This window comes from Kitasatospora sp. NPDC087314 (assembly GCF_044744365.1).
In the GTDB taxonomy this organism is placed as follows: Bacteria; Actinomycetota; Actinomycetes; order Streptomycetales; family Streptomycetaceae; genus Kitasatospora.
This window is the reverse complement of sequence record NZ_JBIUYE010000011.1, coordinates 253,963-278,862: the sequence shown is the minus strand read 5'-3', so window position 1 is coordinate 278,862 and position 24,900 is coordinate 253,963. Positions and strand designations below refer to the sequence as shown.

23 protein-coding genes and 3 pseudogenes are annotated in these 24,900 nt (G+C 71.7%); 13 read left to right on the top strand and 13 right to left on the bottom strand.

Annotated features, from left to right (window positions below; translation table 11 throughout):
* Positions 1–375: 375 nt before the first annotated feature.
* Together ACIO5E_RS24905 and ACIO5E_RS24900 are read left to right on the top strand one after the other, a co-directional pair.
* On the top strand, positions 376–687 hold the full coding sequence (locus ACIO5E_RS24905; protein WP_400671631.1) for a DUF5133 domain-containing protein: 312 nt from the start codon (positions 376–378) through the stop codon (positions 685–687).
* A 66-nt stretch (positions 688–753) separates the two neighbouring features.
* On the top strand, positions 754–909 hold the full coding sequence (locus ACIO5E_RS24900) for a DUF6131 family protein (protein ID WP_400671629.1): 156 nt from the start codon (positions 754–756) through the stop codon (positions 907–909).
* Between the two features lie 277 nt (positions 910–1,186).
* Here the strand turns inward: ACIO5E_RS24900 and ACIO5E_RS24895 are convergent, their stop codons facing one another.
* The 4 genes from ACIO5E_RS24895 to ACIO5E_RS24880 all read right to left on the bottom strand — a co-directional run bounded on the left by ACIO5E_RS24895 (position 1,187) and on the right by ACIO5E_RS24880 (position 5,837).
* A complete protein-coding gene (locus tag ACIO5E_RS24895) occupies positions 1,187–1,528 on the bottom strand; it encodes a hypothetical protein (protein WP_400671627.1) in 342 nt (113 codons plus the stop codon).
* A 396-nt stretch (positions 1,529–1,924) separates the two neighbouring features.
* Positions 1,925–2,857: a hypothetical protein gene (locus ACIO5E_RS24890; RefSeq protein WP_400671625.1), complete on the bottom strand. Its 933-nt coding sequence runs from the start codon at positions 2,855–2,857 to the stop codon at positions 1,925–1,927.
* 298 nt (positions 2,858–3,155) lie between these two features.
* Positions 3,156–5,087 carry a putative Ig domain-containing protein gene (locus ACIO5E_RS24885; RefSeq protein WP_400671758.1) on the bottom strand — a complete coding sequence of 644 codons (1,932 nt, stop codon included), beginning with the start codon at positions 5,085–5,087 and terminating at the stop codon, positions 3,156–3,158.
* Positions 5,088–5,492: 405 nt separating this feature from the next.
* Positions 5,493–5,837 (bottom strand): GTP-binding protein, encoded by a 345-nt coding sequence (locus ACIO5E_RS24880; protein WP_400671623.1) that lies wholly within the window; start codon positions 5,835–5,837, stop codon positions 5,493–5,495.
* Positions 5,838–6,185: 348 nt separating this feature from the next.
* Between ACIO5E_RS24880 and ACIO5E_RS24875 the strand changes: the two genes are divergently transcribed.
* The 3 genes and pseudogenes from ACIO5E_RS24875 to ACIO5E_RS24865 all read left to right on the top strand — a co-directional run.
* A complete protein-coding gene (locus ACIO5E_RS24875; protein WP_280679142.1) occupies positions 6,186–6,563 on the top strand; it encodes a VOC family protein in 378 nt (125 codons plus the stop codon).
* A 436-nt stretch (positions 6,564–6,999) separates the two neighbouring features.
* Positions 7,000–7,620, top strand: coding sequence for a DUF6230 family protein (locus tag ACIO5E_RS24870; RefSeq protein ID WP_400671621.1), 621 nt, complete (start codon positions 7,000–7,002; stop codon positions 7,618–7,620).
* Between the two features lie 127 nt (positions 7,621–7,747).
* Positions 7,748–8,107 (top strand): annotated as a pseudogene (locus ACIO5E_RS24865) (DUF6114 domain-containing protein); the annotation flags it as partial.
* A 296-nt stretch (positions 8,108–8,403) separates the two neighbouring features.
* On the opposite strand, the gene ACIO5E_RS24860 reads toward ACIO5E_RS24865, so the two are convergent.
* Entirely contained in the window at positions 8,404–9,759 is a 1,356-nt protein-coding gene (locus ACIO5E_RS24860; RefSeq protein WP_400671618.1) for a hypothetical protein, read from the bottom strand.
* Between the two features lie 376 nt (positions 9,760–10,135).
* Between ACIO5E_RS24860 and ACIO5E_RS24855 the strand changes: the two genes are divergently transcribed.
* Positions 10,136–11,257, top strand: a complete 1,122-nt coding sequence (locus ACIO5E_RS24855) for a peptidoglycan recognition protein (RefSeq protein ID WP_400671615.1) — start codon at positions 10,136–10,138, stop codon at positions 11,255–11,257.
* Between the two features lie 111 nt (positions 11,258–11,368).
* On the opposite strand, the gene ACIO5E_RS24850 is transcribed toward ACIO5E_RS24855, so the two are convergent.
* The 3 genes and pseudogenes from ACIO5E_RS24850 to ACIO5E_RS24840 form a co-directional block, all read right to left on the bottom strand.
* Complete coding sequence (locus ACIO5E_RS24850) at positions 11,369–12,268, bottom strand: PP2C family protein-serine/threonine phosphatase (protein ID WP_400671612.1); 900 nt, start codon at positions 12,266–12,268, stop codon at positions 11,369–11,371.
* A gap of 339 nt (positions 12,269–12,607) precedes the next feature.
* Positions 12,608–12,721, bottom strand: a pseudogene (locus ACIO5E_RS24845) (bifunctional 2-methylcitrate synthase/citrate synthase); the annotation flags it as partial.
* A gap of 28 nt (positions 12,722–12,749) precedes the next feature.
* A complete protein-coding gene (locus ACIO5E_RS24840; protein WP_400671609.1) occupies positions 12,750–14,486 on the bottom strand; it encodes an amidase in 1,737 nt (578 codons plus the stop codon).
* Between the two features lie 113 nt (positions 14,487–14,599).
* Between ACIO5E_RS24840 and ACIO5E_RS24835 the strand changes: the two genes are divergently transcribed.
* On the top strand, positions 14,600–15,355 hold the full coding sequence (locus ACIO5E_RS24835) for a TetR family transcriptional regulator (RefSeq protein WP_400671606.1): 756 nt from the start codon (positions 14,600–14,602) through the stop codon (positions 15,353–15,355).
* Between the two features lie 72 nt (positions 15,356–15,427).
* Here the strand turns inward: ACIO5E_RS24835 and ACIO5E_RS24830 are convergent, their stop codons facing one another.
* The 3 genes and pseudogenes from ACIO5E_RS24830 to ACIO5E_RS24820 all read right to left on the bottom strand — a co-directional run.
* On the bottom strand, positions 15,428–16,330 hold the full coding sequence (locus ACIO5E_RS24830) for an IS5 family transposase (protein WP_400671604.1): 903 nt from the start codon (positions 16,328–16,330) through the stop codon (positions 15,428–15,430).
* Between the two features lie 89 nt (positions 16,331–16,419).
* Positions 16,420–19,032, bottom strand: coding sequence for a DUF6493 family protein (locus tag ACIO5E_RS24825; RefSeq protein WP_400671601.1), 2,613 nt, complete (start codon positions 19,030–19,032; stop codon positions 16,420–16,422).
* Positions 19,029–19,658 (bottom strand): annotated as a pseudogene (locus ACIO5E_RS24820) (SWIM zinc finger family protein); the annotation flags it as partial. The gene ACIO5E_RS24825 and the pseudogene ACIO5E_RS24820, both read right to left, overlap by 4 nt.
* A 299-nt stretch (positions 19,659–19,957) precedes the next feature.
* On the opposite strand from ACIO5E_RS24820, the gene ACIO5E_RS24815 reads away from it, so the two are divergent.
* Genes ACIO5E_RS24815 through ACIO5E_RS24805 form a run of 3 tightly spaced genes read left to right on the top strand, consistent with a single transcriptional unit; the run spans position 19,958 to position 20,886 of the window.
* On the top strand, positions 19,958–20,125 hold the full coding sequence (locus tag ACIO5E_RS24815) for an acyl-CoA thioesterase (protein ID WP_400671599.1): 168 nt from the start codon (positions 19,958–19,960) through the stop codon (positions 20,123–20,125).
* Positions 20,126–20,173: 48 nt separating this feature from the next.
* Entirely contained in the window at positions 20,174–20,743 is a 570-nt protein-coding gene (locus ACIO5E_RS24810) for a transposase (protein ID WP_400671597.1), read from the top strand.
* The gene (locus ACIO5E_RS24805; RefSeq protein WP_400671756.1) at positions 20,662–20,886 is read left to right on the top strand and encodes a transposase; all 225 of its coding nucleotides are present in this window, start codon (positions 20,662–20,664) and stop codon (positions 20,884–20,886) included. Before ACIO5E_RS24810 ends, ACIO5E_RS24805 begins: the two co-directional genes overlap by 82 nt.
* Before the next feature lie 164 nt (positions 20,887–21,050).
* On the opposite strand, the gene ACIO5E_RS24800 is transcribed toward ACIO5E_RS24805, so the two are convergent.
* The gene (locus ACIO5E_RS24800) at positions 21,051–21,686 is read right to left on the bottom strand and encodes an amino acid permease (protein ID WP_400671594.1); all 636 of its coding nucleotides are present in this window, start codon (positions 21,684–21,686) and stop codon (positions 21,051–21,053) included.
* A 32-nt stretch (positions 21,687–21,718) separates the two neighbouring features.
* Here ACIO5E_RS24800 and ACIO5E_RS24795 point away from each other — a divergent pair, with 32 nt between their 5' ends.
* A complete protein-coding gene (locus tag ACIO5E_RS24795; RefSeq protein WP_400671592.1) occupies positions 21,719–22,303 on the top strand; it encodes a TetR/AcrR family transcriptional regulator C-terminal domain-containing protein in 585 nt (194 codons plus the stop codon).
* Positions 22,304–22,409: 106 nt separating this feature from the next.
* Here ACIO5E_RS24795 and ACIO5E_RS24790 read toward each other — a convergent pair whose 3' ends face one another.
* Complete coding sequence (locus ACIO5E_RS24790; protein WP_400671590.1) at positions 22,410–23,321, bottom strand: helix-turn-helix domain-containing protein; 912 nt, start codon at positions 23,319–23,321, stop codon at positions 22,410–22,412.
* A gap of 173 nt (positions 23,322–23,494) precedes the next feature.
* Between ACIO5E_RS24790 and ACIO5E_RS24785 the strand changes: the two genes are divergently transcribed.
* Together ACIO5E_RS24785 and ACIO5E_RS24780 are read left to right on the top strand one after the other, a co-directional pair.
* Positions 23,495–24,475 carry an aldo/keto reductase gene (locus ACIO5E_RS24785; RefSeq protein WP_400671588.1) on the top strand — a complete coding sequence of 327 codons (981 nt, stop codon included), beginning with the start codon at positions 23,495–23,497 and terminating at the stop codon, positions 24,473–24,475.
* Positions 24,476–24,705: 230 nt separating this feature from the next.
* Positions 24,706–24,879: a hypothetical protein gene (locus ACIO5E_RS24780; RefSeq protein WP_400671586.1), complete on the top strand. Its 174-nt coding sequence runs from the start codon at positions 24,706–24,708 to the stop codon at positions 24,877–24,879.
* Positions 24,880–24,900 lie beyond the last annotated feature (21 nt).

Below are 24,900 nucleotides of genomic sequence, written 5' to 3'. Positions count from 1 at the left end.
GGACGAAATCGCCCCTTTCCCGGGCAGTGAGCCCTGGTGGAGACCGCCCGATCCCGGGCGACGACCGAGCGCGAGTCGCCCGCAGGGTCGGAAGCGCGGACCGGACCGTCGGGTGCGGGAAAGCCGCTGAGCCGCCCGCCGTCGACGGGTACGTCCACGCCCACCTCGCCGACCACCACGACGCGGTCGGCACAACGGTCAGCCGGGGCGATCTCTCCAGAGCCGGAGCCGGCCTCGCCGCACGTGCGGCGCTGCTGCTCATCCGGCGCCCGACGCTTCCACATCGGGGTCCGGGTGGCGCCGGGCCCGGCCGACGGGAACCATGGCAGGAGGAGCGTGCAGGCGCCGGGGCGGGTACGGGAAGGCAGGGTCTGGATGTCATTGATCGACTTTTCCGCTCTGCGCAGGCTGGTGGCGGAGGCAGACGTGCTCACCCGGGACTCGCGAGTCCCGACGACTGAGGCCGAGCGGCGGCTCGCCGACGTGTACTACACGATCTGCGTCTACATCGGACTGCGCGATCCGGCGCAAGCCCTGGAACAGGCTCGCAGACTGCTGGCAGAGCAACAGCCCCTCGTGGGTACTCGCCGAGGCTGCGGCCGAGCAGGGCGGGCACGAACAGCGGCCGGCCGACCGGTTTGCCCGGCCGGTGCGGTGGTAGACGCGGGGGTTGTGGACAGGCCCTGATCGGCGAACCGCCGTGCGGGCCTTCCCGACACCCGTCCCGTTCCCTCATCAACCCGGGAGGCCTCCGTGATCGTCCTCGGCGTCATCCTGCTCATCATCGGCTTCGTCACCGGCATCTCGATCCTGTGGACCATCGGCATCGTGCTGCTCGTCATCGGCCTGGTCCTGTGGATCGCCGGTTCCCTCGGGCATGCCATCGGCGGACGCCGCCACTACTACTGAACCGCCCGGCTGCTCCGCATAGGCGCGGGACGGGCACGTGAAGCGTAGGCGGCCTCGGGGCGCACGGCGAGCTCCCTGCAGCGACGGGGAAGGAAACCTGCGACGGCCACCGCAGAGACGGCCTTCAGCGACGTCGGATTCTCATCCGAGTACGGCGCGCTGAAGGCCGCTGTGCCGTTTTTCGCAGGTCGCAGGTCGCAGGTCGCAGGTGCGGTCGTCGGATCACGGCCCGAGAACGGCGGCCGGTTCCGGGAATCCCGGACGGGCCGGGGCCGAGTCAGGGGCGGTCCTCGTGGATCCCGCAGATCCAGGCCAGTGCCTGGTGGGCGCCGAGGACGTACACGTGGTCCGCCCCTCGTGTCACGGCCTGCCGGAGGCCGACACCGGCGGCCTGGCACTCGGCCAGCAACTGGGCGCGGCACGGTCCGGCGGTGCCGGGCACGGCGGTGGCGGTGACGGGCGCCGCGATCTGGGCGCCGACGGCCCAGCGGTAGGCGCCCAGTACGCCGTGCTCGAAGCCGGTCCAGGGCCGGGGGCGTCGGTTGGCCGTGTCGATCGCGGCGAACACCTCGTCCATCGGGCGCACTCCCACGGCCGGGATCATGTCGTCACTGGTCATGTCCGCAACCTACGTCCGCCCGACGCCGCTCGCCCCGGGAACGACGGCCGGGTGTGGCGCGGGGGCCTCGGCTCCCGCTGAATCCCGCCCCGTCGTCGTCCGGACGGACTGGATCCGATCGGTCCGGGTAGCCGGCCCGGACGGCGAGCTGTACGCCGCCACCTTCGAGCACGCGACACGGAGGATCCGGATCCTCGGCGTCACCGCACACCCCGCAGCGGACTGGGCGCCCAACTCGGCCGCAACCTCGCCATGGACCCGGAAGGCTCGGGGCGGAGCGCTGAACCGGGGACGCGGGCCCGGCCGGCTCACCGGCCGGGCCCGCGCTGAGGCCGACCGGCACATGATGGGCGGCGTCGCGACGCCACCCACCATGTGCCGGTCGGCCTCACGCCATCAACCGTGCGTGACGCACTTGTTGGCGCTGTTCGACCAGAGGCCCTGGACGTCGAAGGTGCCGGTGCTCAGGGTGAGGTAGGCGTCGAGCTGGACACAGGCGTCGCCGATCTCGCCGCCGCCGCCGTTCCAGCCGATGCTGGGCCAGAAGTCGGTGACGGTCTCCGCGTACTCGTGGGTCTCGGTGGACTCGATGCCGGAGAGCAGTCGCCCGTCGGTGAGGGTGGTGCAGGCACCCGCGCCGCTGTCCGGGATGTACGGCAGGTTGGTGTAGGCGAGGGTGCCGTACGAGGAGCTGGTCTTGTCGTGCCAGCCGCAGAATCCACTGTTGGGGAACCCGTCCGGGTGGGTGCCGGTGGGGGAGACGATCACGTACTGGGCGTTGAGGTTGGGCGCCTGGGTGGTGTTGCCGAAGTGCGCGGCGGCCTTGGCGGCCTCGGCCGCGAGCTGGGCGGCGGTGGCGCTGCCCGGAGCGGCGGCGGCGTTGTCGAACCATGCGCCGGCCAGCGGGGAGGTGGCCGGGTGGCTGACGTGGATGCCGTTGGTGCCGCAGGCGGTGGTGCCCTTCGCGACGCCCTCGCAGTACTGGTTGAGGATGGTGCCCCAGGTGTCCTTGCTGCCGTAGAGGCCCTTGAACATGTTCTGCAGGTCGGGGGCCACCCCGGCGGGGTCGGAGGACCACTGGGAGCCCCAGAAGACCAGGTAGACCTTCGGGGTGGGCGAGACGACGCCCTGGCTGGCGCTGGAGCCGACCGAGAGGGTGTTGGTGCTCCGGGCGGCGGGCTGCGGCTGACCTGCGTGCGTCAGTGGTTTGACGCCGCGGTGGGTGGTTCCGTGTGCCTCGGCGCCGGTGGTGAGCGAGGTGCTGACGAGGGCCGCCAGGGCCAGGGTGACGGTGGCGTGGGCGATCGCCCTGATGGGGGACACGCGCATCTGGTTCCTCCCGAACGAGGGTGTGGGGGCAGGAATCACCCCAGCATCAGGGAGCGGTGGACGTCCATGTGTCGGACAGCGCGGAGGTGAAGATTTTGCGGTGTCTATGCCAAAAGGCAGCATTGGCCGCCGAGTTGACGCGGCGTCCCGGAACAACCCGGCACAGATGCGCGGGCCGCTGTCGCACTCCGTCCGACATCATGCCGACCGCCGACCCCGGTGTGCTGCTCGGTGGTCGCGGTGAGCTCCGCGCGGGAGCGGGCCGCGGCTGGATGCCGCGGCCCGCCCCGGTGGGGTGTCAGGAGGTGGTGAGGGCGGTGTCGTCGATGACGAAGCTGGTCTGGAGGGAGGAGTCCTCGGTGCCGGTGAACTTGACGGTCACGCTCTGGCCGGCGAAGGCGCTGAGGTCGTAGCTGTGCAGGGTGTAGCCGGCGGCGGCGTTGACGTTGCTGAAGGTGGCCAGGGTGGTGGTGCCGGCCTGGACGGTGAGCGTGTCGTAGGCGGTCGACCCGGATTCGGCGGTGTCGATGTGCAGGTAGAAGCTGAGGGTGGCCTTGCAGCCGGTGGGGACGGTCACCGTCTGGGCGAGGGTGTCGGTGTGGCTGGAGCCGTAGCCGTCGAGCCAGGCCTTCCAGCTGCCGCCGTGAGCGGGCTCGCTGGTGGAGTTGTCGATGACGCCGGAGCTCGCCGTCCAGGGGGTGGCGCTGCCGGTCTCGAAGCCGGGGTTGCCGAGCAGCTGGGCGCCGGTGCAGCCGCCGCCGGTGCCGGTGACGGTCCAGCCGAAGGTGGTGGTGCCGCCGGCGCCGGTGCCGTCGGTGGCGGTCACGGTGGTGGTGGAGTTGCCGGCGGTGGTCGCGGTGCCGGTGATCAGGCCGGTGGTGGTGTTGATGGACAGTCCGGTGGGCAGGCCGCTGGCGCTGTAGGTGAGGGTCTGGCCGGGGGCCGAGTCGGTGGCGTGGATCTGCAGGCTGACCGAGGAGCCCTGCGCCGTGGACTGGCTGCCCGGGTTGGTGACGGTGACGGTGTTGCCGCCGGTGCTGCCGGAGGTGAAGGCGGCGGTGCCGTTGGGGGTGCCGAGGCCGGTCGGGCCGTCGTAGCCGGTGGCGGCGGTGCACAGGTAGGAGGGCGAGCAGCTGCCGTTGGCGCCGCTGGTCACGTCGTACAGCGAGCCGGTGTGCGCGTACGGGTAGGAGGCCGGGGTGGTGCCGGCGGTGGGGGTGCCGGCGAGCGCGTACACGGCGGCGATGATGGGGGAGGAGGCGCTGGTGCCGCCGTAGACGTTCCAGCCGGAGCCGCCGTAGGTCTGGTAGACGGCGACGCCGGTGGCCGGGTCGGCGACGGCGGAGACGTCGGCGACGGTGCGCTTGGCGCAGCCGGTGTCCTGTTGCCAGCTCGGCTTGGGGTCGTAGGCGGAGCAGCCGGAGCCGGCGCCGTTGCCGCCCGCGCTGCTGCCCCACACCGACTCGCTCCAACCACGGCTGTTGGAGGCGCGGTTGAGGCTGGTGCCGCCGACCGCGGTGACGTACTGGGAGGCGGCCGGGTACTCGACGCCGTAGCCGGAGTCGCCGGAGGAGACGGTGATGGCTACGCCGGGGTGGTTGAAGTAGCTGGCGTCGGAGCTCGGGTCGGTGGAGTCCTCGCCGCCGCCGTAGCTGTTGGACACGTACTTGGCGCCGAGCGAGACGGCGGTGTTGACGGCGGCGCCCAGGTTGGACATGTTGGCGTCGTCGGACTCGACGAGCAGGATGTGGCAGTTGGGGCAGACCGCGCTGACCATGTCGACGTCCAGCGAGATCTCGCCGGCCCAGCCGCTGTCGGCGGTCGGGTAGCTGGTGCCGCCGCGCTGGTCGACCTTCTTGAAGCAGCCGTTGGCCGTGGTGCAGGCGGGCAGCCCGTACTGGGAGCGGTAGGCGGCCAGGTCGGACTCGGCGTTGGGGTCGTCCTGGGCGTCGACGATGGCGACGGTGGCGCCGGCGCCGGCCGAGGCGGGGAGGTTGTAGGCGGAGGCCAGGTCGCTCGGCCCGTAGCCGGAGGGGGTGATGTCCGCTGCCAGGGTGGGCTGTTGGGGGAGGTCGGTGCGGGCGAGGGCCAGGCAGGCCATCTGGCCGGGGCGGCTCGGGGCCGCGCACAGGCGCTTGGTGCTGGCGGTGGAGTGCGGCGCGGGGGCGGTCGCCGCGGCGGACGCGGTGGCCGCCGGGGCGGTGGTCGCGAGCAGCCCGGTGGCGGCCATGGCCAGGGCGGGCAGGGCGGCGAGCAGCCTGCGTGCCCGGGGCGGGCGCGGGCTGCTGGGGGAGTGGAAGCGCAAGAGTCGACCCTCCGTGGGGGTGAGGGCGCGGCCGGTGCCGGCAACTGGGGTGCTCGCCGGGACGGGCTCGGGCCCGTGCTGACGGATCGCGGCATGTGCTGGCCGGCCCCGGCTGGTGGCCGTGGGCCGGCTTGGTGCTTGCGCTGTACGGAAGGCGGGGAAGCAGGGGCATCCCCCATGGCACATGGAGTGGCAGGGCCATGACATGCGATTGCGCGTCAAAGGCCGCACCGCGGACGGCGACTGCCGTCGGGGTGTGGCCTTCGACGTTACTGACGGGTCGTCGGCACCCTCAAGGCGTCGTTCACAGCCTTTACCTGGCGTTGCCCATCAATTGTCCAGTGGATGAGGTGAGTTGGACCGACCGACACATGGTGGGCGGCGTCGCGACGCCTGTCGACCGCACGCACCCGCCGGCCGGTGGAGATCCGGGGCGTTCAGCCTTCGGCGGGGCGGGTTCCGGTCAGGGCTGCCGAGCAGGGGGTCGGGGAGGCGCCGCCAGGCCTCGGGGCCGAGCGCGGGTGCGCCGTCGTCGAGCAGGGCCGCGTCCAGCAGCGCCCGGAGGCGCTCCCGGTCCAGGTCCGCGCCGATGAAGAGGAGCTCGCTGCGGCGCTCGCCGTCGTACTCGTCCCGGTGTCGACGCGGCACGGTGTCGGGTCGTACCGGCAACCGCATCCGACGCGGCACCCGGGTCGGCAGACCTCGCGGCAGTGCGGCCGGTCATCATGCCGGGGAGCTTGTCGGCTCTGCCGGAGCGCCGACCCGAGTGAGGAGGTCGGCACCTGTGCACCCTCACACGGTTCCTCCCACCCGAGCGGAGGAGATCCTCTGCCAGGGCAGGCCTCCGCACGGCCGGGCTGGCGGGGCCGCGCGGCCCCGCCGCACCCTGACCGGATCCCCGTCGGGCGGATGAAAACCGCGCGGAGATCCGTTGACGATCAACAGACGGCATCGCGTGTCGGTCACCGACGGGGTGAGACATGGCGGTGTCCGTGAGAGAGGCCCTACGGGAGGCGCTCCGCCATGGCAGTCGAACTGAACCACACCATCGTCCACGCCCGGGACAAGCGGGAGTCCGCCGAATTCCTGGCCGCCATCCTTGGCCTTGAGGCCGGCCCCGACTGGGGACCGTTCGTCCCCGTCTCCACCGGCAACGGGGTCACATTGGACTTCGCGACCAGCGACCCCGATTCGATCAGCGCGCAGCACTACGCCTTCCTGATCTCCGAGGAGGAGTTCGACGCCGCGTTCGGGCGGATCCAACAGCGCGGGCTCAGCTTCTGGGCCGACCCCCACCGCGAGCGCCCTGGCGAGATCAACCACAACGACGGCGGCCGCGGCGTGTACTTCCTGGATCCGGTCGGCCACGTCATGGAGCTCATCACCCGCCCCTACAGCTGACCCGGCACCGTCCGGGGCGCGGAGCGGCGCACCGACGAGGTCGGGCGGTCCCGAAAGCGTGACGGCCTCGTGGGCGGTCCGGGCCTTCTTTCGCAGCGCCCACGCCGGGACGGCCGTGGTCGGCCGGCAGCAGCATCCCCGGCCGCCGGGGTCCCGGCACAGTCGGTCACTGCGCTGTCAACCGGATGATCCCCTTGACCCCACCGATGCGCTGCGCACCGAGCCCCCATGCCGTGGTCGATGGGCCGCCGGAGTGACGTACGGCAACATGGGCGGCAATGTGGTCGCGAATGGTTTGCGGAGCCGTGTCCTACACCGCATGATCGGCCATGTTCAGTCTTTCGATCCCGGGCAGCCGGTGCGGTGTCCCTTGCGCCCGCTCCCGGCCGGTCGCGCGGGCGCCCGGGAGCCACGGTCCACGCCAGGGAGAGACGGCATGTCGCAACGCTTGGGCAGGACCCGCTGGAAGCGCTTCGCCGTCATCCTGCTGCCGTGTCTCGCGGCCACCGCGGTCCTCGCCGCCGGCGTGGCCGAGAACGCGCTCGCCGCGTCGTTCCTCATCTCCGGGGAGGAGTTCAAGCTCTCCGCCGACGAGGTCCATGGTGACGGCTTCAGCCTGTACGGCACGGTGGACGTCACCCGCGAGCACGTCCAGGTGCCGGTCGCGGTGACGGGGTTCGAGTCCGCCACGATCCACGGGCTCTGCCAGTCCGCCGTCTTCCCGATTCCGGTGCTCGGCCCCTTCACGCTGCGGCTCACCGGTGGCCGGCGACCGGCCACCGCGAAGGGATTCTTCATCGACGCGAAGCACCTGGCGGCCGGCCAGGCGAGCAGTCAACACCTCGACATCGGGGTCGCCGCCGGATCGCTCACTACTGGCGAAGTCAGCCGGGGCGACCGGGACTCGCGCTTCTTCGACCCCAACAGCCCAGCACAGCAGGCAAGTTCAATCAACCTGACTGACGTGCGGATTACCGCGGTCGCGGTGGCGGCCGGCAGCTTCGACGTTCCGGGACTGGACGTGTCGCTGGTGCGAGGCCGGGCCGAGTGCTTCTGACCCGCTACCCCGCTACCCCGATACCCCGATACCCCGATGGCCCGCCTCAGTCCCGATGAAAGACAGCGCAGGGAGTTGCCACGTGTGGAACGGAACCACGGCCCCGCGGTCCGGGCCGCGCGAGGCGATCGCCGCGGCCCGATGGGAGTTCCGGGTCTGGCGCGGCACCCGCCCGTTCTGGGCCGGCTTGCTGACGATCGGCGCCAGCCTGCCGATCCTCTATTTCCCCTTCCCCTATACCCACCTCAGCTTGGGCGGTGTCGGCCTGGCGCTCTCCACCGCCGCGGGCGCGGGCTCACTCATCATCGGGAGCCTGCTGATCACACTGGGTGTCACGCTCTGGCTCCAGCCGCAGGTGCGGATCTTCGCCGGGGTCGCGGCGATCCTGCTCTCACTGGTCTCCGTGCCGCTCGCCAACTTCGGCGGCTTCTTCCTGGGCCTGCTGCCCGGCCTCATCGGCGGCTCGCTGGCCTGCTCCTGGGCTCCGCCAGGAGACTGACTGCCACCACCGGAGCCGGCCCGGAGAAGAGACGGCCATCACCCCGGCCGCCGCTATCAACGTGGTCAAGGCCGGGTGCCAGGCCCGACTCGCGGTGCCGGTGAGTCCGGTTCGCCGAGCTGGCCTCAGTCGGCGACGCGAACTGCCGGGCGGGCCGCTGTGGTTGAGCGCCCCGCCCGGCCCGGACTTGTCACGGCAGCGGCCTCCATCAGGACGACTGCCTGGTGGAGGCCGCTTTCGAGAGTGCTTACGAGCGCTACCCGCGCTCCTGTCGTCGGGACCGGTCAGGCGCGGCGTCGGCCGAGCCGCATGGCCGCGGCGCCCGCGGCGAGGAATGCGGCCGAGAGGCCGACCAGGACGGGCGTCTTCGGAGCGCCGGTCTCGGCCAGCTCGCCGTGGTGGTGTCCGCCGTGGTGCTCCTCGCCGTCGTGGTGTCCGCCGTGGTGCTCCTCGCCCGCACCGTGGTGGCCGTGCGTCACCTCGTGCTCGCCGTGGTGGGTCGGCTTGTGTGGCGGCCGCGCCGCCTCCTCCTTCGCAACGAACTTGATCTTGCTCTTGTTCAGGTTTTGCGCGGTCTGCTGGTTGGCGAGGTTGTTGGACTGCGAGGCCGACTGGTTGTTGAGGGCCGTGTTATGGGCGCTGTTGTGCGCGGAGTTGGTGGAGTTGCTGGTGGCGCTGTTGTTGGCGCTGTTGTTGAGGTTGTTGGCCACGGTGTTCTGCACGACGACATTCACGTCGACGTGCTGGTCCTGGCCCTGGTTCTGCGCGCCGTTCTGGCCTTGGCCCGGCTCCTGGCCCCCGTGCTCGCCGTGCTCGCCGTGCTCGCCGTGCTCGCCGTGTTCGCCGTGTTCGCCGTGCTCGCCGTGCTCGCCGTGTTCGCCGTGTTCGCCGTGTTCGCCGTGTTCGCCGTGTTCGCCGTGCTCGCAGTGGTCTCCGTGCTGCCCGTGTTCCCCGTGCTGCCCGTGCTCGCCGGGGTCCCCGTGCTCGCCGTGCTGCCCGTGTCCGCCGGGGACGCCGGGGACGCCGTGGTCCCCGTGCTCGCCGTGCTCGCCGTGCTGCCCGTGTTCCCCGTGCTGCCCGTGCTCGCCGGGGTCCCCGTGCTCGCCGTGCTGCCCGTGTCCGCCGGGGATGCCGGGGACGCCGGGCAGGCAGATGCACTCGCCGGGGCCGTAGCCGCCGATGTGGCCGTGGTCCTCGTGCCCGGCCCCGCCGCAGTTCTCGCTGCCATGGGTCCCCAGGCGCTCGGGATGCGTCGACGGTGCCTGCTCCGCCGGCCGCTGCTGCTCGGCACCCTGCTCGCCGGGCTGCGCCGCGTCACCCGGCTGCGCGGAGGCCGGCTCCTGGCCGTCGTCCGGGGCCACTTCGGGCTCCGTGTCACCGTCGGCCCGGTGGGCGGGGCGGATGGTCTGTGCCGACCGGAGATCGCTGCGGCTGGTGAAGGTCCAGGCGCCCTCCGTCGAGGTGCTGCTCTCTTCGGCCAGGCGCAGAAGGCTGTGGACCCATTCGCCATGGGCCTCCGTCGAGTCGGAGGCCGCGTTGTAGTCGGTGACGGACGAGGCGTAGGCCGTGCCGCCAGCGCCCCACACGAGGGCCGCCGATGTCAGTCCGGACAGGACCAGAGTGGTGATTCGAGTTCGCATGATGCTCCTGGATGATCCGCAAAACGGATCTTCTGAATACGCCCCCTACCACCTGGCTGTGGCGCGCGTCGCCGCGGATTAATCACTCCGGCCCAATGAATTACGGTGCACGGGGGAACCCGGCCCGCACGCTCCGCGCTGCCCCCGCGCAGTCGCGCCCGCGACGGAACCGGGACCGTGCCGCCGGCGCCGGATGAACTTCTCCGCACGACGGATCCCCCGAAGATCACGCGGATGCCGGTGCCAACCGCCTGACCGGTCGAACCCGGCCAAGGGTTTCCTGAACCCCCATCCCCGCGTCCCGGCGGCCTTCCGTGACGATCCGCCGACCGTCGGCGACATGCAGGGGTGACGAATCGTGGCGAACATCCGTTTCATGAGGATCTCAATTCCGGCAGCCGTCCTTGCCGGCTGCACCACCGCCCTGCTCCTCCAGCCCACGGCCACCGCTGTGGACGGCTCGGGTGACCCTGCCCCGCCACTGCGTACCTCCGCCGGAGGTGGCTCGGTCACCTCGGTCGCCCTCACCGCCGGCGGTGCCGTCGCGCCCCGGGCCACCCGACCGTTCGAACTCCTCGGCGTCGGCTGGGACGGACCGTCGGCGGCGATGGCCGGCGGTACCGTCCGGGTCCGCACCCGGGACGCGGCCACCGGCCGCTGGGGCGACTGGCACCAGCTGGAAACCGATGCCGCGGACAGCCCCGACACCGCTCCGCACGGTGCCACCGCTCCGCTGTGGACCGGCCGCAGCGACGGCGTCGCGGTCGAAGTGCACCCCGGCCCGGCCGGCCTGCCGCGCGGACTGCGGGTCGAACTGGTCGACCCCGGCCAGGGAGCCGTCTCCACCGAGGCCCAGACGCTGCCCGAACGTCCGGCCGGACCCGACGCCGCCGCGGCGCCGCGCCCCGGCGTCGTCACCCGGGCAGGCTGGGGTGCGGACGAGTCGATCCGTGAACCGGGCTTCGTCTACACCGGCGCGGTCCGGGTGGCCTTCGTCCACCACACGGCGACCGCCACCGACTACGCCTGCAGCGACGCCCCCCGGGTGATCAGGTCGGTCTACCAGTACCACGTTCAGAGCAACGGCTGGCGGGACATCGGCTACAACTTCCTGGTCGACCGCTGCGGCACCATCTACGAGGGCCGCGCCGGCGGTGTTGACCAGCCCGTTCTCGGCGCCCACACACTCGGCTTCAACACCAACTCCTCCGGCATCGCGGCCATCGGCACCTACAGCTCGGACGCCCCGCCGCAGGAGCTGCAGGACGGCCTTGCGAAGATCTCCGCGTGGAAGCTCGGCCTCACCGGCCGGTCGGCCGGCGGCAAGGCCCAGCTCACCTCCAGCTCCGACGGCAGCCTCTACCCGAAGGGCACGGTCGTCGACTTCAACGCCGTCTCCGGCCACCGCGACGGCTTCGCCACCGAATGCCCCGGTGACGCCCTCTACTCCGAGCTCCCCGCCATCCGCAGCACGGCGGTCCGTCTTCAGGGGGCGTGAGCCGTAGTTCCGCCGGCATCAGGCCGTCTCCTCGCCAGGAGTTCCGCCCCCACCCCCGACGGGCCCGGCCCGGAGGCCGTGGGGGCCGGCCGGATCCGGGGGCGATGCGCGTCACGTGAGCGCCACGGGTGCGGAGCGGGCCGACGGTACCCGCTCCACCAGGAGAAGCACCGCGTCGTCGCCCAGACCGTCCCCCGCGAAGGCGAGCAGGTCCGAACGCAGCAGGTCGGCACGCTCCTGCACACCACCCGTCCGCCATCCAGCGGTCACGGCGAGCCGCGCCAAGCGCTCCTCCAGCGGGTAGCACGCACCCCCGGGCCCCCGGGCCTCGGCAACGCCGTCGGAGCACAGCACCAGGGTCTGCCCCGCGGCGAACAGCTCTTGGCGCAAGAGCGGTGCATCCGCGGCGAGTTCGGCCAGACCCACCGGCGGACGCGCCCCGTACGCCGCCGTCCGCACGCCGTCGTCGGACGCGACCAGCGGCACCGGCGCATGTCCGCACGACAACAGCACCACCTCCGCCGCCCCGGAGAACTCGGCGAACACCGCCGTCATGAACACGCCGGCCGCCACAGAGCGGGAGACGCACGCCTCCGCCCTCGCCGCCATCCCTTCCAAGGACGGCTCGTACTGCGAGGCCTCCCGGATCTCCCCGAGCACTCGGGCGATCACCTGCATCACCGCGGGCCGTCCTCCGGCGTGCACATCCCCCATCACCACCCGGGCCCCGAACGGCGTCTCCATCACCTCGTACAGAACCCCCCGGTCCCGCCCGGTGCCGGCCGCCGATGCGTACCGCACCGCGATCGCCAGGTCCCCCATCCGGCCGGGCGGCTCAAGCACCCCCCGACGCTCCAGCGCCCGGTCCCGCGCCGTCCGCAACCGCGCGACGTAGCTGAGGAACGCGGCGATCGCCATGGAGCTGACCGCGATACCCGTGATCAAGCACGCGTGGCCGGCCGTGAAGTCCTGGCGCGGCTCGATCGCCGGCTGCGCGGCGATCGACGCCATCCGCAGAGCAATCCCCGCCCACGGTGCGGCCCACAGTGCCGAAGACGTCACAACGGGCGCGATTATCGGCGTGGTCGCAGAAAGCGATGATCTGCTCAGCAGATCCGTTCCTGCACACACCACGAGTGCCGACACCGTCAGCGCCAGGCCACGTGGGGAGGAAACCGGACTCGACATAGCGCGACCCTAGGGGAAATCCATTCCCGAAGCGGATCCAACACAACCGGCGACCGCGCAACTGCGGATCCGATCGCCCCTGTGGCGCACGGACGAGGCCCGGGCTCCGGCCGTCCGCGCCGTCCGCCCCCTCCTCCTGGCGCCGGTGCCGGTCTCCTGCACGGAGGCCGGCACCGGCAGCCGGCCCGGGCCGGCGTCGGAGGCGGGTAGGCGGATCAGGGAGTTGCGGGCGCGTTGCTCGGTGATGTGGGCGGTCCAACCGGTGAAACGGCTCACGCGCCCGACGCGGCGCGGCACCGTCGCGTCACTGTGCTGACAGTCGCGGTGTGCGGGGCGGCTCGGTGCGCCGGTTGCCGGTGGCCTCGAAGGCCGCGGCGAGGGCCAGCAGGGCGTTGTCGTCGTAGGCGCGGCCCGCGAAGGTCAGCCCGACGGGCATGCCGGTGTCCGTCATGGTGCCCATGGGCACGGTCACCGTCGGGATGCCGAGGTGACGGGGCACCAGGTTGCCGTTCGCGACCCAGACGCCGTTGCGCCAGCCGAGGTCGGCGGAGGCCTCGGACACGTCCATGTCCGCGGGGCCCACGTCGGCGACCGTGGGGAACACCACCGCGTCCAGGCGTAGTTCGTCCATCCACAGCTCCAGGTCGACCCGGCGGGTCTCCTCGAGCCCGCGCAGCCCCTGTTCGAGGTGCGGCATGTCGGTGAACGAGGCGTAAGGGCGCTCGCGCACGAAACGCGGGTAGTCGGCGATCGTGTCGTCGAAACCGGCGTAGCGGTCCGGGAGTTCACCCTCCTGCTTGGGCCAGATGCGGGCGCCGTCGACCTCGGCGAGGGTGGCGAGCGCGGGGTCGCCGTTGGCCCGCAGGAAGTCGTCCCACGCCCAGGCGGACAGGTCCTCGATCTCGACCTTGAGGAAGTCACCGCCGACCAGGCCGCGGGTGGGCAGCGAGGGAGCGCCGGGGCGGTCGGACTCGTAGTTCGACACGACGGGGAAGTCGACCTCGACCACCTCGGCGCCGGCGGCCTCCAGGTCGCGGCGGGCCGCTTCCCACCGGGCGATCACCGAGGGGCGGGTCTCGATCCGCTGGCCGGTCTGGCCGCCGATGCCGCCGGCGGGGTTGGTCCCGGAGTCGGGGTCGGCGTTGATGTACATCCTGGGGACGCCGACGCGCTTGCCGGCGAGCGCGGCGCGTGCCGCTGCCGCGTTCGTGGGGGCCAGCGACGGGTACGAGGTGGGGCGCACCTGCGACGGTGCGGGGAGTGGGATCCAGGGCTGGGAGCGCCACAGGTCGCCGCGGGCGTCCGGGTCGTCGGCGACGATGACGTCGAGCAGTTCGAGGAGGTCGGCCATCGTGCGGGTGTGGGGGACGACGACGTCCATGGTCGGGACGAGCGGCCAGTTGCCGCGCACCGAGATCACGCCGCGGCTGGGGGTGTAGGCGCACAGCGCGTTGTTGGAGGCGGGTGCCCGGCCCGAGGACCAGGTCTCCTCGCCGAGGCCGAACGCGCCGAACGAGGCCGCCGTGGCGGTGCCCGAGCCGTTGGACGAGCCGGAGCCGTAGGCGCTGGTGAGCCAGTCGGCGCTGTACGGGCTTTCGGCGCGGCCGTAGACGCCGCGCTGCATGCCGCCGTTCGCCATCGGGGGCATGTTGGTCAGGCCGATGAGCACGGCCCCGGTGGCGCGCAGCCGCTCGATGGCGAAGGCGTCGCGCTGGGCGACGAGGTGCTCGAAGGCGGGCGAGCCGGCGGCGGCGGTCAGTCCCTTGGCGAGGTAGCTGTCCTTGGCGGTGTAGGGGATGCCGTCGAGGGGGCCGAGGGTCTCGCCGCGCGCGCGGCGTGCGTCGGAGGCCTCGGCGTCGGCGCGGGCGTCCGGGTTCATCACGACCATCGCGTTGAGGGCCGTGGCGGTGCCGGGCCGGTCGTACGCGTCGATCCGCGCGAGGTAGGCGTCGAGTAGCTCGACCGCGGTGGTCTCGCCCTTCTCCAGCGCCGCGCGCAGGGTGGCGATACTGGTCTCCACAACGTCGAATCCGCGCGTCATGCGGGTGCCTCCTGAGTGGTTGGGTCGGACAGGCGAACAGCTGGGCGTCGGGCTGATCGCGCACGCGTGGCCGTCGCTCCCCAGTCGCACTGACTAGATTTTCAGTCTAGACTATGGATCTAGATCCCAGGAATCGAGATGAGGCCATGTCGACGCCAGAGACCGGGCCCGAGCGGCCGAAGCGCCTCCTCTCGCCGGAAGGCCCGATCGGGCCCGCGACGGGCGCCGAGCCGCGGACCACCCCCCTGCCCGCTCCTGCCCCGGCCGGAAGGAAGCGTCAGCCCAGCGGTGACGAGGCGCGTGGACGGGCGATGCGGGCGGCCATCAGCGCCATCGCCGAGAAGGGCGTCGCAGCCGTGCGGATGTCGGACATCGCCGCGCGGGCGGGCATGAGCACCGGGCACATCCTGTACCACTTCGGGAAGAAGGACCGCCTTCTGCTCGAGGTTCTCGCATGGAGTGAAGCGGACCTCGGGACCCGGTTCCAGCAGGCCGCGGAGGAGGCCGCATCCCCCGCCGAGAAGCTGGCGCTGTTCGTCCGCTTCTACCTGCCCCGTCACCCGGGCGACGAACGCTACGCGCTGTGGACCCAGGTGCTGGCCCAGCGCCATGACGACGCCGACCGCCAACTGCTCACCGCACTGTCCGAGGCGTGGGAGGAGCGCCTGGAATCCGTCCTTCTCGAGGGGCGAGCCCTGGGACAGTTCGCCGATGTGGACCTGTCCGCGTTCGTCATCAGGGCGGTGGCCATGCTCAACGGGCTCTCCGGAGACGTGATGTTCGGGCGGCCGCGTTGGCAGCACGCCTCCGCGCACACGTTCGCCCTGACCGCTCTCGAACGCGAACTACGGCCGACCGGCCAGGCATGACGACGCGCCCCGATGCCGTTCGTCGGCACCGGCCGCGTGTTCCGCCTCAGAGCCTGTCGGGTGGCCGGTTGATTACACTGCGATGAGGTCCTCGACGGTGTTGGCTTGGGCGGTCTTGCGGTGGGATTCATGGCTCCACCGCGATGGTTGCCCGGCGAGCCGGACGAGCATCAGGCGGATCGTCGCCACCTTGATCAGGGCCTCGGAGGTCGCGGTCAGCCGTTCGTAGTCGCGGGCCAGGCGACGGTTTCGGACCAGCCAGCCGAAACTTCGCTCCACCACCCAGCGGCGGGGCAGAACCTTGAAGCCCTTGACGTCGTCGGTCCGCTTCACGATCTCCACGACGATGTCCAACGCGTCGCGGGCCCATGAAAGCAGCGTGGAATCAACGGAGTTGGCGTATCCGCCGTCGACCCACGCCAGACTGATCGTGCGGAAGTCGGCGGCGAGCCGGGCCAGGATGGCGCGGCCTCCGGCCCGGTCCTGCACGGACGCGGAGGTGACGGCGACGACCAGCAGCAGGCCCATCGTGTCAACGATCACGTGTCTCTTCCGCCCTGTCGTTCGCTGGCCCGCATCGAATCCCCGTGCCTCGCCGCCCTCGCTGGTCTTGATCGACTGGGCGTCGATCACGGCGGCCGACGGCTCGGGATCGCGTCCCGCCCCGATCCGGACCTGGCGGCGGAGCTCGTCGTGGACGCGGTCCCAGGTGCCGTCCCGGCGCCACTTGGTGAACCAGCGGTGGGCCGCGTCCCAGGGCATCAGGTCACGCGGGAGCATCCGCCACTGGCAGCCCGAGCGCAGCACGTAGAAGACCGAGTCGAGCACCAACCGGTCTCCGTACGTGCGCACCCCGCCGCCTTTTCGCAGGTCACGCACGGGAAGGAGCGGCTGGATGATCTCCCACATCTCATCGGTCAGGCTGGACGGATAACACGGGCCGCTGACGGCCTCGGAGTTGTCACACTGGCACACACCACGTGATCATTCCGGGGCCGTCACCATGCCCGGACGGCAGACCCCGACCGCCACGCATCACGCGTGATCAGCCACCCGACAGGCTCTCAGTCACCCGTCGCGAGCACCTCCCGCAGCGCCTTCGCCTGCTTCACCACCTGATTCGCCCCGCCACGCCCGGCGGCCTCCGAGACCTTCGCGATCGCGCCCCGCGCTCCGCTGCGCTGCGCGCAGTCCACTGCCACCCCCAGCAACTCGCCGAGCCCCCGCGCCGACGTACGCGAGAGCAGGCCGGGCAACGCCCCCGCCAATACCGACCACACCGTCCCGTACGCCCCGGTGTCGGCTGCCGTGCGGAAGGACTTGGCGAGCCGGGCGGGCTCGGCCAACCCGCATGACGCCATGTCGGCCAGCATTCCCCCGAGCAGCGCGCCGTCCAGATCGCCCCGGGCCGCGAGCACCAGCAGGCCGTCCACGGCGGCCAGCCGGTCCTCGGGAAGCCGGGCACCCAGCCCGTACCCAACCGCGAGATGCACGGCCGGCCCGGCGGGTCCGGCCGCCTCGGCGAGGTGTGGCAGCAACCGCGTGCACCCCTTGACCTCCGGGTTGGCGACGCCACCGGACCAGGTCAGCATCTTCGCGGCCAGCAGCTCCCGGTGGTTGGGGAACACCGAGAGCCACTGGGCCGACTCGGGCGAGCGGCTCACGTACGTCCGAGCAGCAGGGGCCTGCGGCTGAAGCAGCCACCGGCAGTCGGCCGCGAGAGGCTCGTCGGGAACAGCCAGGGACTGTTCGACCTGCTGCGACACGGCATCCAGCCGCCGGATCACCTCCCACGGCGCGAGTCCGGGCTCCGCTGCCGTCCCGAGATAGCCGGGCCCGGACAGTCGGGTCGGCAGGCCACCGGCCTTGAGCCAGCGTGCCGTCCGCTGCCCGGCAGTGGAGGTGAGGCGCTCGGCGGCGGCCAGGACGTCGGGGTCGTCGGTCGGCACGACACGGAGCAGCGCCTGCGAGAGATCGGCATCCCCGTCCTTGGCGTCCACCGCCTCGTACCCGGCCAGCCGCTCCACCAGGACGGCCGCGTCCAGCGCGCCCGTGCCCGAGGTCGGCGTGGCCAGCAGGTACGGGGTCCGGCGGGCGATGATCAGCCGAGCCGCCTCCTCCAGGCGGCCCGCGAGCTGGTGGCCGAACGGCGAGGTGTGGTCGCGACTGCGCAGGGCACCGGTCGGCGCGTACCCGGAGGTCGCCGCCCTGGCGACGTAGAGCAGGTCGCGGGCGGTGCAGTCCTCCCAGTCGCGTCGGGCGTGGTTGTGGCCCGCGAGTACCGGCAGCAGCGCCTCAGTGAGCGCCGGCCGGCTCAGGTGGGCCTGCCGTACCAACCCGTCCAGGGCCCGTTCGAAGGCGACCACGTCCGGGTCGCCCAGGAGGATCGCGCTGAGCTCCTCGGCCACTTCGGCCGGGCTGCCCAGCGGTCCGGGGACCGGCGCGGGTTGCGGTACGGGCGGCAGCAGTTCCTCGTACGTGCCACTGGGCAACTGGGCTCCGAGCAGCTCACCGGCCGACGCTGTGTGTGCCGGGTGGAGCGCTTCGGCGGCCTCCCGCAGCCGTGGCAGCACCCCTTCGCCCGCCGCCGCCAGATGACGGGCGATCAGCTTGAGCGTGTGCTCCTGCACCTCCGGATCGGGGTGCCCGAAGGCCTCCGAGGCCGCCAACACCACCTGTCCGGCCAACGCCGGGTCACGGCCGGCGGCCTTGTCCAGCCGGACCAACTGGGTGCGGACTAGTTTCTTCTCGGTCCGGAACAGCACCGTCCCGGACGCTTCGACGAGCAGGTCGGCCGCCAGCAGCCCGGCGTCGTCCAGCTCGCCGAGCACCTGTTGGGCATGGACCGCGACGGTGGACACGGCGTCGAGCAGCGCGAGATAGCTCCTGACGCGGGCCGCGTTCTCGTCCGTGGACGGCGCGAGTGCCTGAAGCACCTTCAGGAAGACCCGCTGATCGCCCACCCTGCCTCCACGCACCAGGCGGGCCAGGCAGCCGTCGAGCATCTCGGCGCGATCCAGGACGCCCTGCTCGGTCAGCCGCGCCAGGCAGACCGGCCACCCGCCGCCGGGCTCGGTCACGTACCAGGAGCGGTCGAGGCTGGTCCCGATGTCGGCGATCTCGAACAGCCGAGGCACCAGCAGCGGGACGAAGGAGTCACCGGACAGCCGGTCCCACAGGTTGTCACCGGGCATCCTGCCGGTCAGGTGGGCGGGTAGGTCGTAGTGCTTGGCCGACCGCTCGTGCACCCAGCTCAGGACGAACTCGTCCGAGGTCGGCACCGGACACCCGGTCGTGCGCACAAGGTGCTCCAGCAGCCGGTACTCCCCCCACCAGCGCCCGGGCCGCCGCTCGGCGAGCCGGGCGACGACGTCGTGCTGCCACTCCAGCGGCTGGCTCTCAATGACGGCCAGCAGGGCGGGGTGGCGCGAGACCTCGCTCCAGCCCAGGCCGGGGCCGCCGATCCAGTCCGCCGCACCCGAGGGCGAGGTGTGGCACCCCAGCCCGGCGATCAGCACCGGCTTGCCATCGGGCGCTGGCCACTCGGCGTCGCGGATCTCCTTGCGGATCACCTTCAACTCCGGCAGGAAAGCGCGTCGCTGATCTGGCGTCAGCCCGACCAGCTCCCGGACGATCCCGTCGATGTTCTCCGCCCGTACCAGCTCGATCAGGTTCATCGCGCCCCCTCCCGGTTCCCGTCCGCGTTCTCGTCCCGCGCCAGGCCCACGGCCAGCGCATGCTTGCACGGCCCGCGCCCGCCCCGGTACTTGGCCCACCACAGGCAGGTGCAGCTCAGCTTCCCGTCCGCTGCCCGCCGCACCCGCTGGACGTGGTCGTCCACCGTCACCAGCGCGCCGCCACCCTCCTCCAGGGCCACCGCACCGGCCGCGACCAGGGCGTGCGCTGCCTTCAGGCGCGGGTTCTGCGCCTCGGCGCGGCCGGAGTCGTACGGCAGCTGCCGGTGGAAGTACGCGGCCTCGGCCGTGTCGTAGTCGATCTGCCCGGACGTGCCGAGCCGGGTGAGCACCGCGCGGACCCGCTCGACGCTCAGCCCGGCCTGCTCGGCGAGTTCGGCCGGGTCGACCCGGGGCTCCCAGGCGAGCAGCACCGACACCAGCTCGGCGTCTGCCGCCGCGTCCGCTCCCGCGAGCGCGTCCAGCACGCCGCCCTCGCCCGAGAAGCCGCGCGAGGCGTCCGGCGACAGAGTGAGCGTCAGCCGCATGCCGGGCAGCACCACCTCCCAGGCGGCGGCCATGGCCGACGGACCGCCAGGTGGCCCGTACACCCGCAGGGCGAGCGCGTGCCCGGCGCTGCTCTCATGCACGGCGGAGGAGCGGAGAAAGGCGTACGTCTGTACGGCTTGCGTCATAGCCAGGACGATAGGACGTGATACCGACAGATCCGATTTCTGTAACCTGTTCCTCCGCTCTCCGTAATCCAGATCACACGACGCCCGCCCGCCTTCGGCCAGCATGGGCAGGTGACCGAACCATCAGACCGGACTCTTCCGGCCGAGCCGAACGCGACTCGTTCATCGACCTGCTCCGGATCGAGGAGCTGGACAAGAACCTGTTCCGTGGCCGATGCCATGCCGGGGCGGCGATGCGCACCTTCGGAGGTCAGGTCGCCGCGCAGGCCCTCACCGCAGCCGGGCGGACCCTCGGTTCCAAGCGTCTGGTGCACTCCCTGCACAGCTACTTCCTCCGCCCCGGCGACCCGAGCAACCCGATCACGTACGAGGTGGACCGGGTGCGCGACGGAATCTCGTAGCGGTCGGGGTCTGTCCTCCGGGCATGGTGACGGCCCCGGAATGATCACGTGGTGTGTGCCAGTGTGACAACTCCGAGGCCGTCAGCGGCCCACCGCTGGTTCACCAAGTGGCGCCGGGACGGCACCTGGGACCGCGTCCACGACGAGCTCCGCCGCCAGGTCCGGATCGGGGCCGGACGCGATCCCGAGCCGTCGGCCGCCGTGATCGACGCCCAGTCGATCAAGACCAGCGAGGGTGGCGAGGCACGGGGATTCGATGCGGGCCAGCGAACGACAGGGCGGAAGAGACACGTGATCGTTGACACGATGGGCCTGCTGCTGGTCGTCGCCGTCACCTCCGCGTCCGTGCAGGACCGGGCCGGAGGCCGCGCCATCCTGGCCCGGCTCGCCGCCGACTTCCGCACGATCAGTCTGGCGTGGGCCGACGGCGGATACGCCAACTCCGTTGATTCCACGCTGCTTTCATGGGCCCGCGACGCGTTGGGCATCGTCGTGGAGATCGTGAAGCGGACCGACGACGTCAAGGCTTCAAGGTCCTGCCCCGCCGCTGGGTGGTGGAGCGAAGTTTCGGCTGGCTGGTCCGAAACCGTCGCCTGGCCCGCGACTACGAACGGCTGACCGCGACCTCCGAGGCCCTGATCAAGGTGGCGATGATCCGCCTGATGCTCGTCCGGCTCGCCGGGCAACCATCGCGGTGGAGCCATGAATCCCACCGCAAGACCGCCCAAGCCAACACCGTCGAGGACCTCATCGCAGCGTAATCAACCGGCCACCCGACAGGCTCTCAACCGCACCCGGGCGGAAGCCTGTGGCGGACCACACGGTAGGACCGGTGGCGAGCTCGGTGGTGGGCGCGGTGGCGAGGCGGACGGTCGGGCCGGTCCCGACGTCAGGGTGCACAGGCCGGGCCGGCGGCGGCACTCCGTCAGATGACGGCAGGCGCGAGCTCGTCGCCGATCGGACGGTCCTGGTCCGCGCTCCTCATCCGCAGGTGCGGGCGACGGACCAGGAGGTAGCCGAGGCCGGCCAGGGTCACCGTGCCGACGCCCAGCAACGCTGCCCAGATCTGGTACCAGGGGGCACCGGCCGGCGACAGGATGCTGCGGGGCCAGCAGATGTTGACCACCTCGAGCCCTGTCCACAGCACCGCCAGCGCGTTGAGCGGCGTCCCGAGACGGCCGTAGCGGACCGCGCCGGAGGGCGTCCAGCTGCGGCGCAGCCGGGCGACCAGGGCGACCGCGCAGAGCAGGAAGAACGGGACGAAGGTGGCCGCGCTCCCGAAGGTGATCAGGCTGCCCATGGCCGAGGTGCTCAGTCCGAGCGGCAGTGCCGCGCAGCTGACCACGGTCGCCGCGACCAGGCCACCGATCGGGGCCTTGTGCCGGTTGACCTTGCGCACCTGCCGGGAGAAGGGGAAGACGTCGTCGCGGGCGAGCGAGTAGAGCCCGCGCGCCGCGCCGCCCTGGGAGGCCATCAGGCAGGCCGTGAAGCTGATCAGTACGACCACGACGAAGGGCTTGTCGGCCCAGCCGCCGAAGGCGTGCGTCACTGCGGTGGTCACCGGCTGAGCGGATCGCGCTGGTCGCGCTCGACGTGGTGGACGAACTGGGTGCGGAAGGCCTGACCATGCGCGCCCTGGCGGAGCGGCTGGGCGTCAAGGCCGCGTCGCTCTACAACCACGTCGCCAGCAAGGAGGCCCTGGTCGACGCGGTCTCCGAGCTGGTCAACGTGGAGATCGACCACGCCCCGCTGGACGACCCCGACTGGCGCGCGGGCCTGACCGCCTACGCCCGCGGCTACCGAGCGGTCTTCCTGCGGCACCCGAACGCCATTGCCCTGCTGGCCCGCCGCCGCGTCGAGGGCGACCGGGCGCTGCGCGGCTACGACGCGCTGCTGGCGCTGCTGGGCCGGGCCGGCCTGCCCGCCGCCGACGCGGCGGAGACGGCGGCGGCGCTGGACTACCTGGTGCTCGGCTCGGCCCTGGAGACCTTCACCGCCGGCTTCACCCGCGAACCGGTGGCCTACCGGTCCGCGTATCCGGCGCTCGCGGACGCGCTGGCGGAGTCATTCGTGCGCGGCGGTGGCGGAACGGGCCTGGACGGACGCGGCTTCGAGCTGGGCCTGCGCCTGTTGCTCGACGGCGTCGAGCTGCGGGCTGGTACTTCAGCAGGATCTTGATGCTCTGCCTGCTCGGAGGTCGCGTGCGGCGAGCGTGGCGGGCAGCAGTCGCAGTGATCTCGGCCGGCGCCATTCGTCAGGGAGGCCGCGTGATGAGAGCGCGAGGTCAGGCGGAGGTGCCAGGCCATGGGGTGGGCGTGGGATGGGGGGCCGAGCCGGAGCGGTTGTTCCGGTCCGTGGTCGCAGCCCAGCTGGCCAGCAGGTTCAGGGCGTCGCACGCGGGTGTGGCGGGTTCGGCACTGTAGGCCATGATGGTCAGTCCGGTGTCGGCGGTGAGTTCCAGGGCTTCGTAGCTGAGGGTGAGTTCACCGACGACGGGGTGGTGGATCCGTTTGACGCCGCCGCGGTGCTGGAGGACGTTGTGGGTGGCCCAGCGGGTGCGGAACAGGTCGCTCTGGGTGGAGAGTTCTCCGACCAGGTCGAGCAGGGCCTTGTCGTGGGGGTCGCGTCCGGCTTCCGCGCGCAGGATCGCGACGGTGCCCGCAGCCATGCGTTCCCAGTCGGGGTAGTAGTCGGTGGCCGCGGGGTCCAGGAACATGAAGCGGGCTACGTTGGGCTGCTGGTGCGGGGCCGCGAGGATCGGGGCGAGGAGGGCCTTTCCGAGTTGGTTGGTGGCCAGGATGTCCAGGCGGCGGTTGCGTACATAGGCCGGGGCGATGGCCATGGAGTCCAGGATGCGCTGGATGCTGGGGCGCACGTGGGGCTTGGGGGTGCGCGTGGGGGTCCGTGTGCCGGAATTGGCGGCGGCGGCCAGGGCGAACAGGTGGGCGCGTTCGGCCCCGTCGAGGTGAAGGGCGCGTGAGAGGGACTCCAGGACGCTGTCGGAGACGCCGCGCGCGTTGCCGCGTTCGAGCTTGATGTAGTAGTCGGCGCTGACGCCGGCCAGCAGCGCGACCTCCTCGCGGCGCAGACCGGTCACTCGGCGGTTTCCGCCGTTGGCGGGCAGGCCGACTTGTCCGGGAGTGATTCTGGCGCGGCGGGAGGTGAGGAAGTCGCGGAACTCGCTGCGGGCATCCATGCGTACCACGATAGGTCCGTCTCTGCGCGGGTGAGAGGCCCTGGCAGTACCTGTAACAGCAGGAACCCTCTGGTGGGAGGCCATGCGCGGCAGTTCGTGCCACGGTGGGGGAGCGAGGGCGGCAGCCTTCCGGATCAGGTGCACACGTCCACATCGCCGAGGAGGAGTACGCCATGGAGTACACGCGCTTGGGAACGTCGGGGCTCAGGATCAGCCGGATCGCCCTGGGCTGCATGAGCTTCGGCGACCCCGCCACAAGGACGACCTGGGCGCTCGACGACGACGCGGCCGAGCCGGTCTTCCGCCAGGCCGTCGAGCTCGGCATCACCTTCTGGGACACCGCGAACATCTACGGTCTGGGCACCTCGGAGGAGATCGTCGGGCGGGCGCTGCGCAAGTACACCCAGCGTGAGGACATCGTTGTGGCCACCAAGCTGTGGGCGCCGATGCACCAGGGGCCGGGCGGGTCGGGGCTGTCCCGAAAGGCCGTCATGGAGCAGATCGACGCCTCGCTGCGGCGCCTGGACACCGACTACGTCGACGTCTACCAGATCCACCGCTTCGACCCGCAGACGCCGGTCGAGGAGACGATGGAGGCGCTGCACGATGTGGTCAAGGCGGGCAAGGCCCGCTATATCGGCGCCTCGTCGATGTGGGCCTGGCAGTTCGCCAAGATGCAGCATGCCGCGCAGGCCCACGGGTGGACCCGGTTCGTCTCCATGCAGGACCAGTACAGCCTGATCCATCGCGAAGAGGAACGCGAGATGTTCGGCCTGCTCGCCGACCAGGGCGTGGGAAGCATTCCGTGGAGCCCCCTGGGCGGGGGACTGGTCACCCGGCCCTGGGGCGAACGCTCCACGCCGCGTGCGGAGCTCAACCGCACGGTCGATCAGCAGGACCGGCCGATCTTCCTGGACAGCGACCGGGCCATCGTCGAGGCTGTCCAGCGCATCGCCCTGGCCCGCGGTGTGTCGATGGCGCAGGTCGCGATGGCCTGGGTGTTGAAGAACCCGGTGGTCTCCGCCCCGATCGTGGGCGCGACCAAGCCGCACCACCTCGCCGACGCCGTCGCCGCGCTCGACATGATGCTCACCGCTGAGGAGATCGACTCCCTCGAAGAGCCCTACGTCACGCGCCGGCCCACGTTCTTCTAGCCTCTCGCTTTCACGAGTGGGCTCGTCCGGGTCTTGATCGAATAAGACCGACCGGCACATGGTGGGCGGCGTCGCGACGCCCAGGCTGTCGCCTGGACGGCTTCTCCTCGGTCGCCGCAGCTCCGCTGCTACTCCCTCGTCGGCATCGTGCGCCAGGTGCCCACGGTCGGATCGTCGTCGTCGGCGCGACCAGAGGGTGAGCGCCGTGCGGCGAGGGCGGTGACCGGGTCGTGGCGACCGGTAGCGGCCAGGAGGCGTCGAAGGGCCCCGTCGCGGGCTTCGGCGGTTCCGCCGTGGGCGGGGCCGGCGAGTTCTTCGTGGGTGAGGACGCACACGGCGGGGTGGTGGAGCAGCCACCGGCAGCGGCGGGCCCCGCGCATGCCGTGCCGCTCATCGTGCCGTAGGGGGTGTAGCCGAGCGCGGTG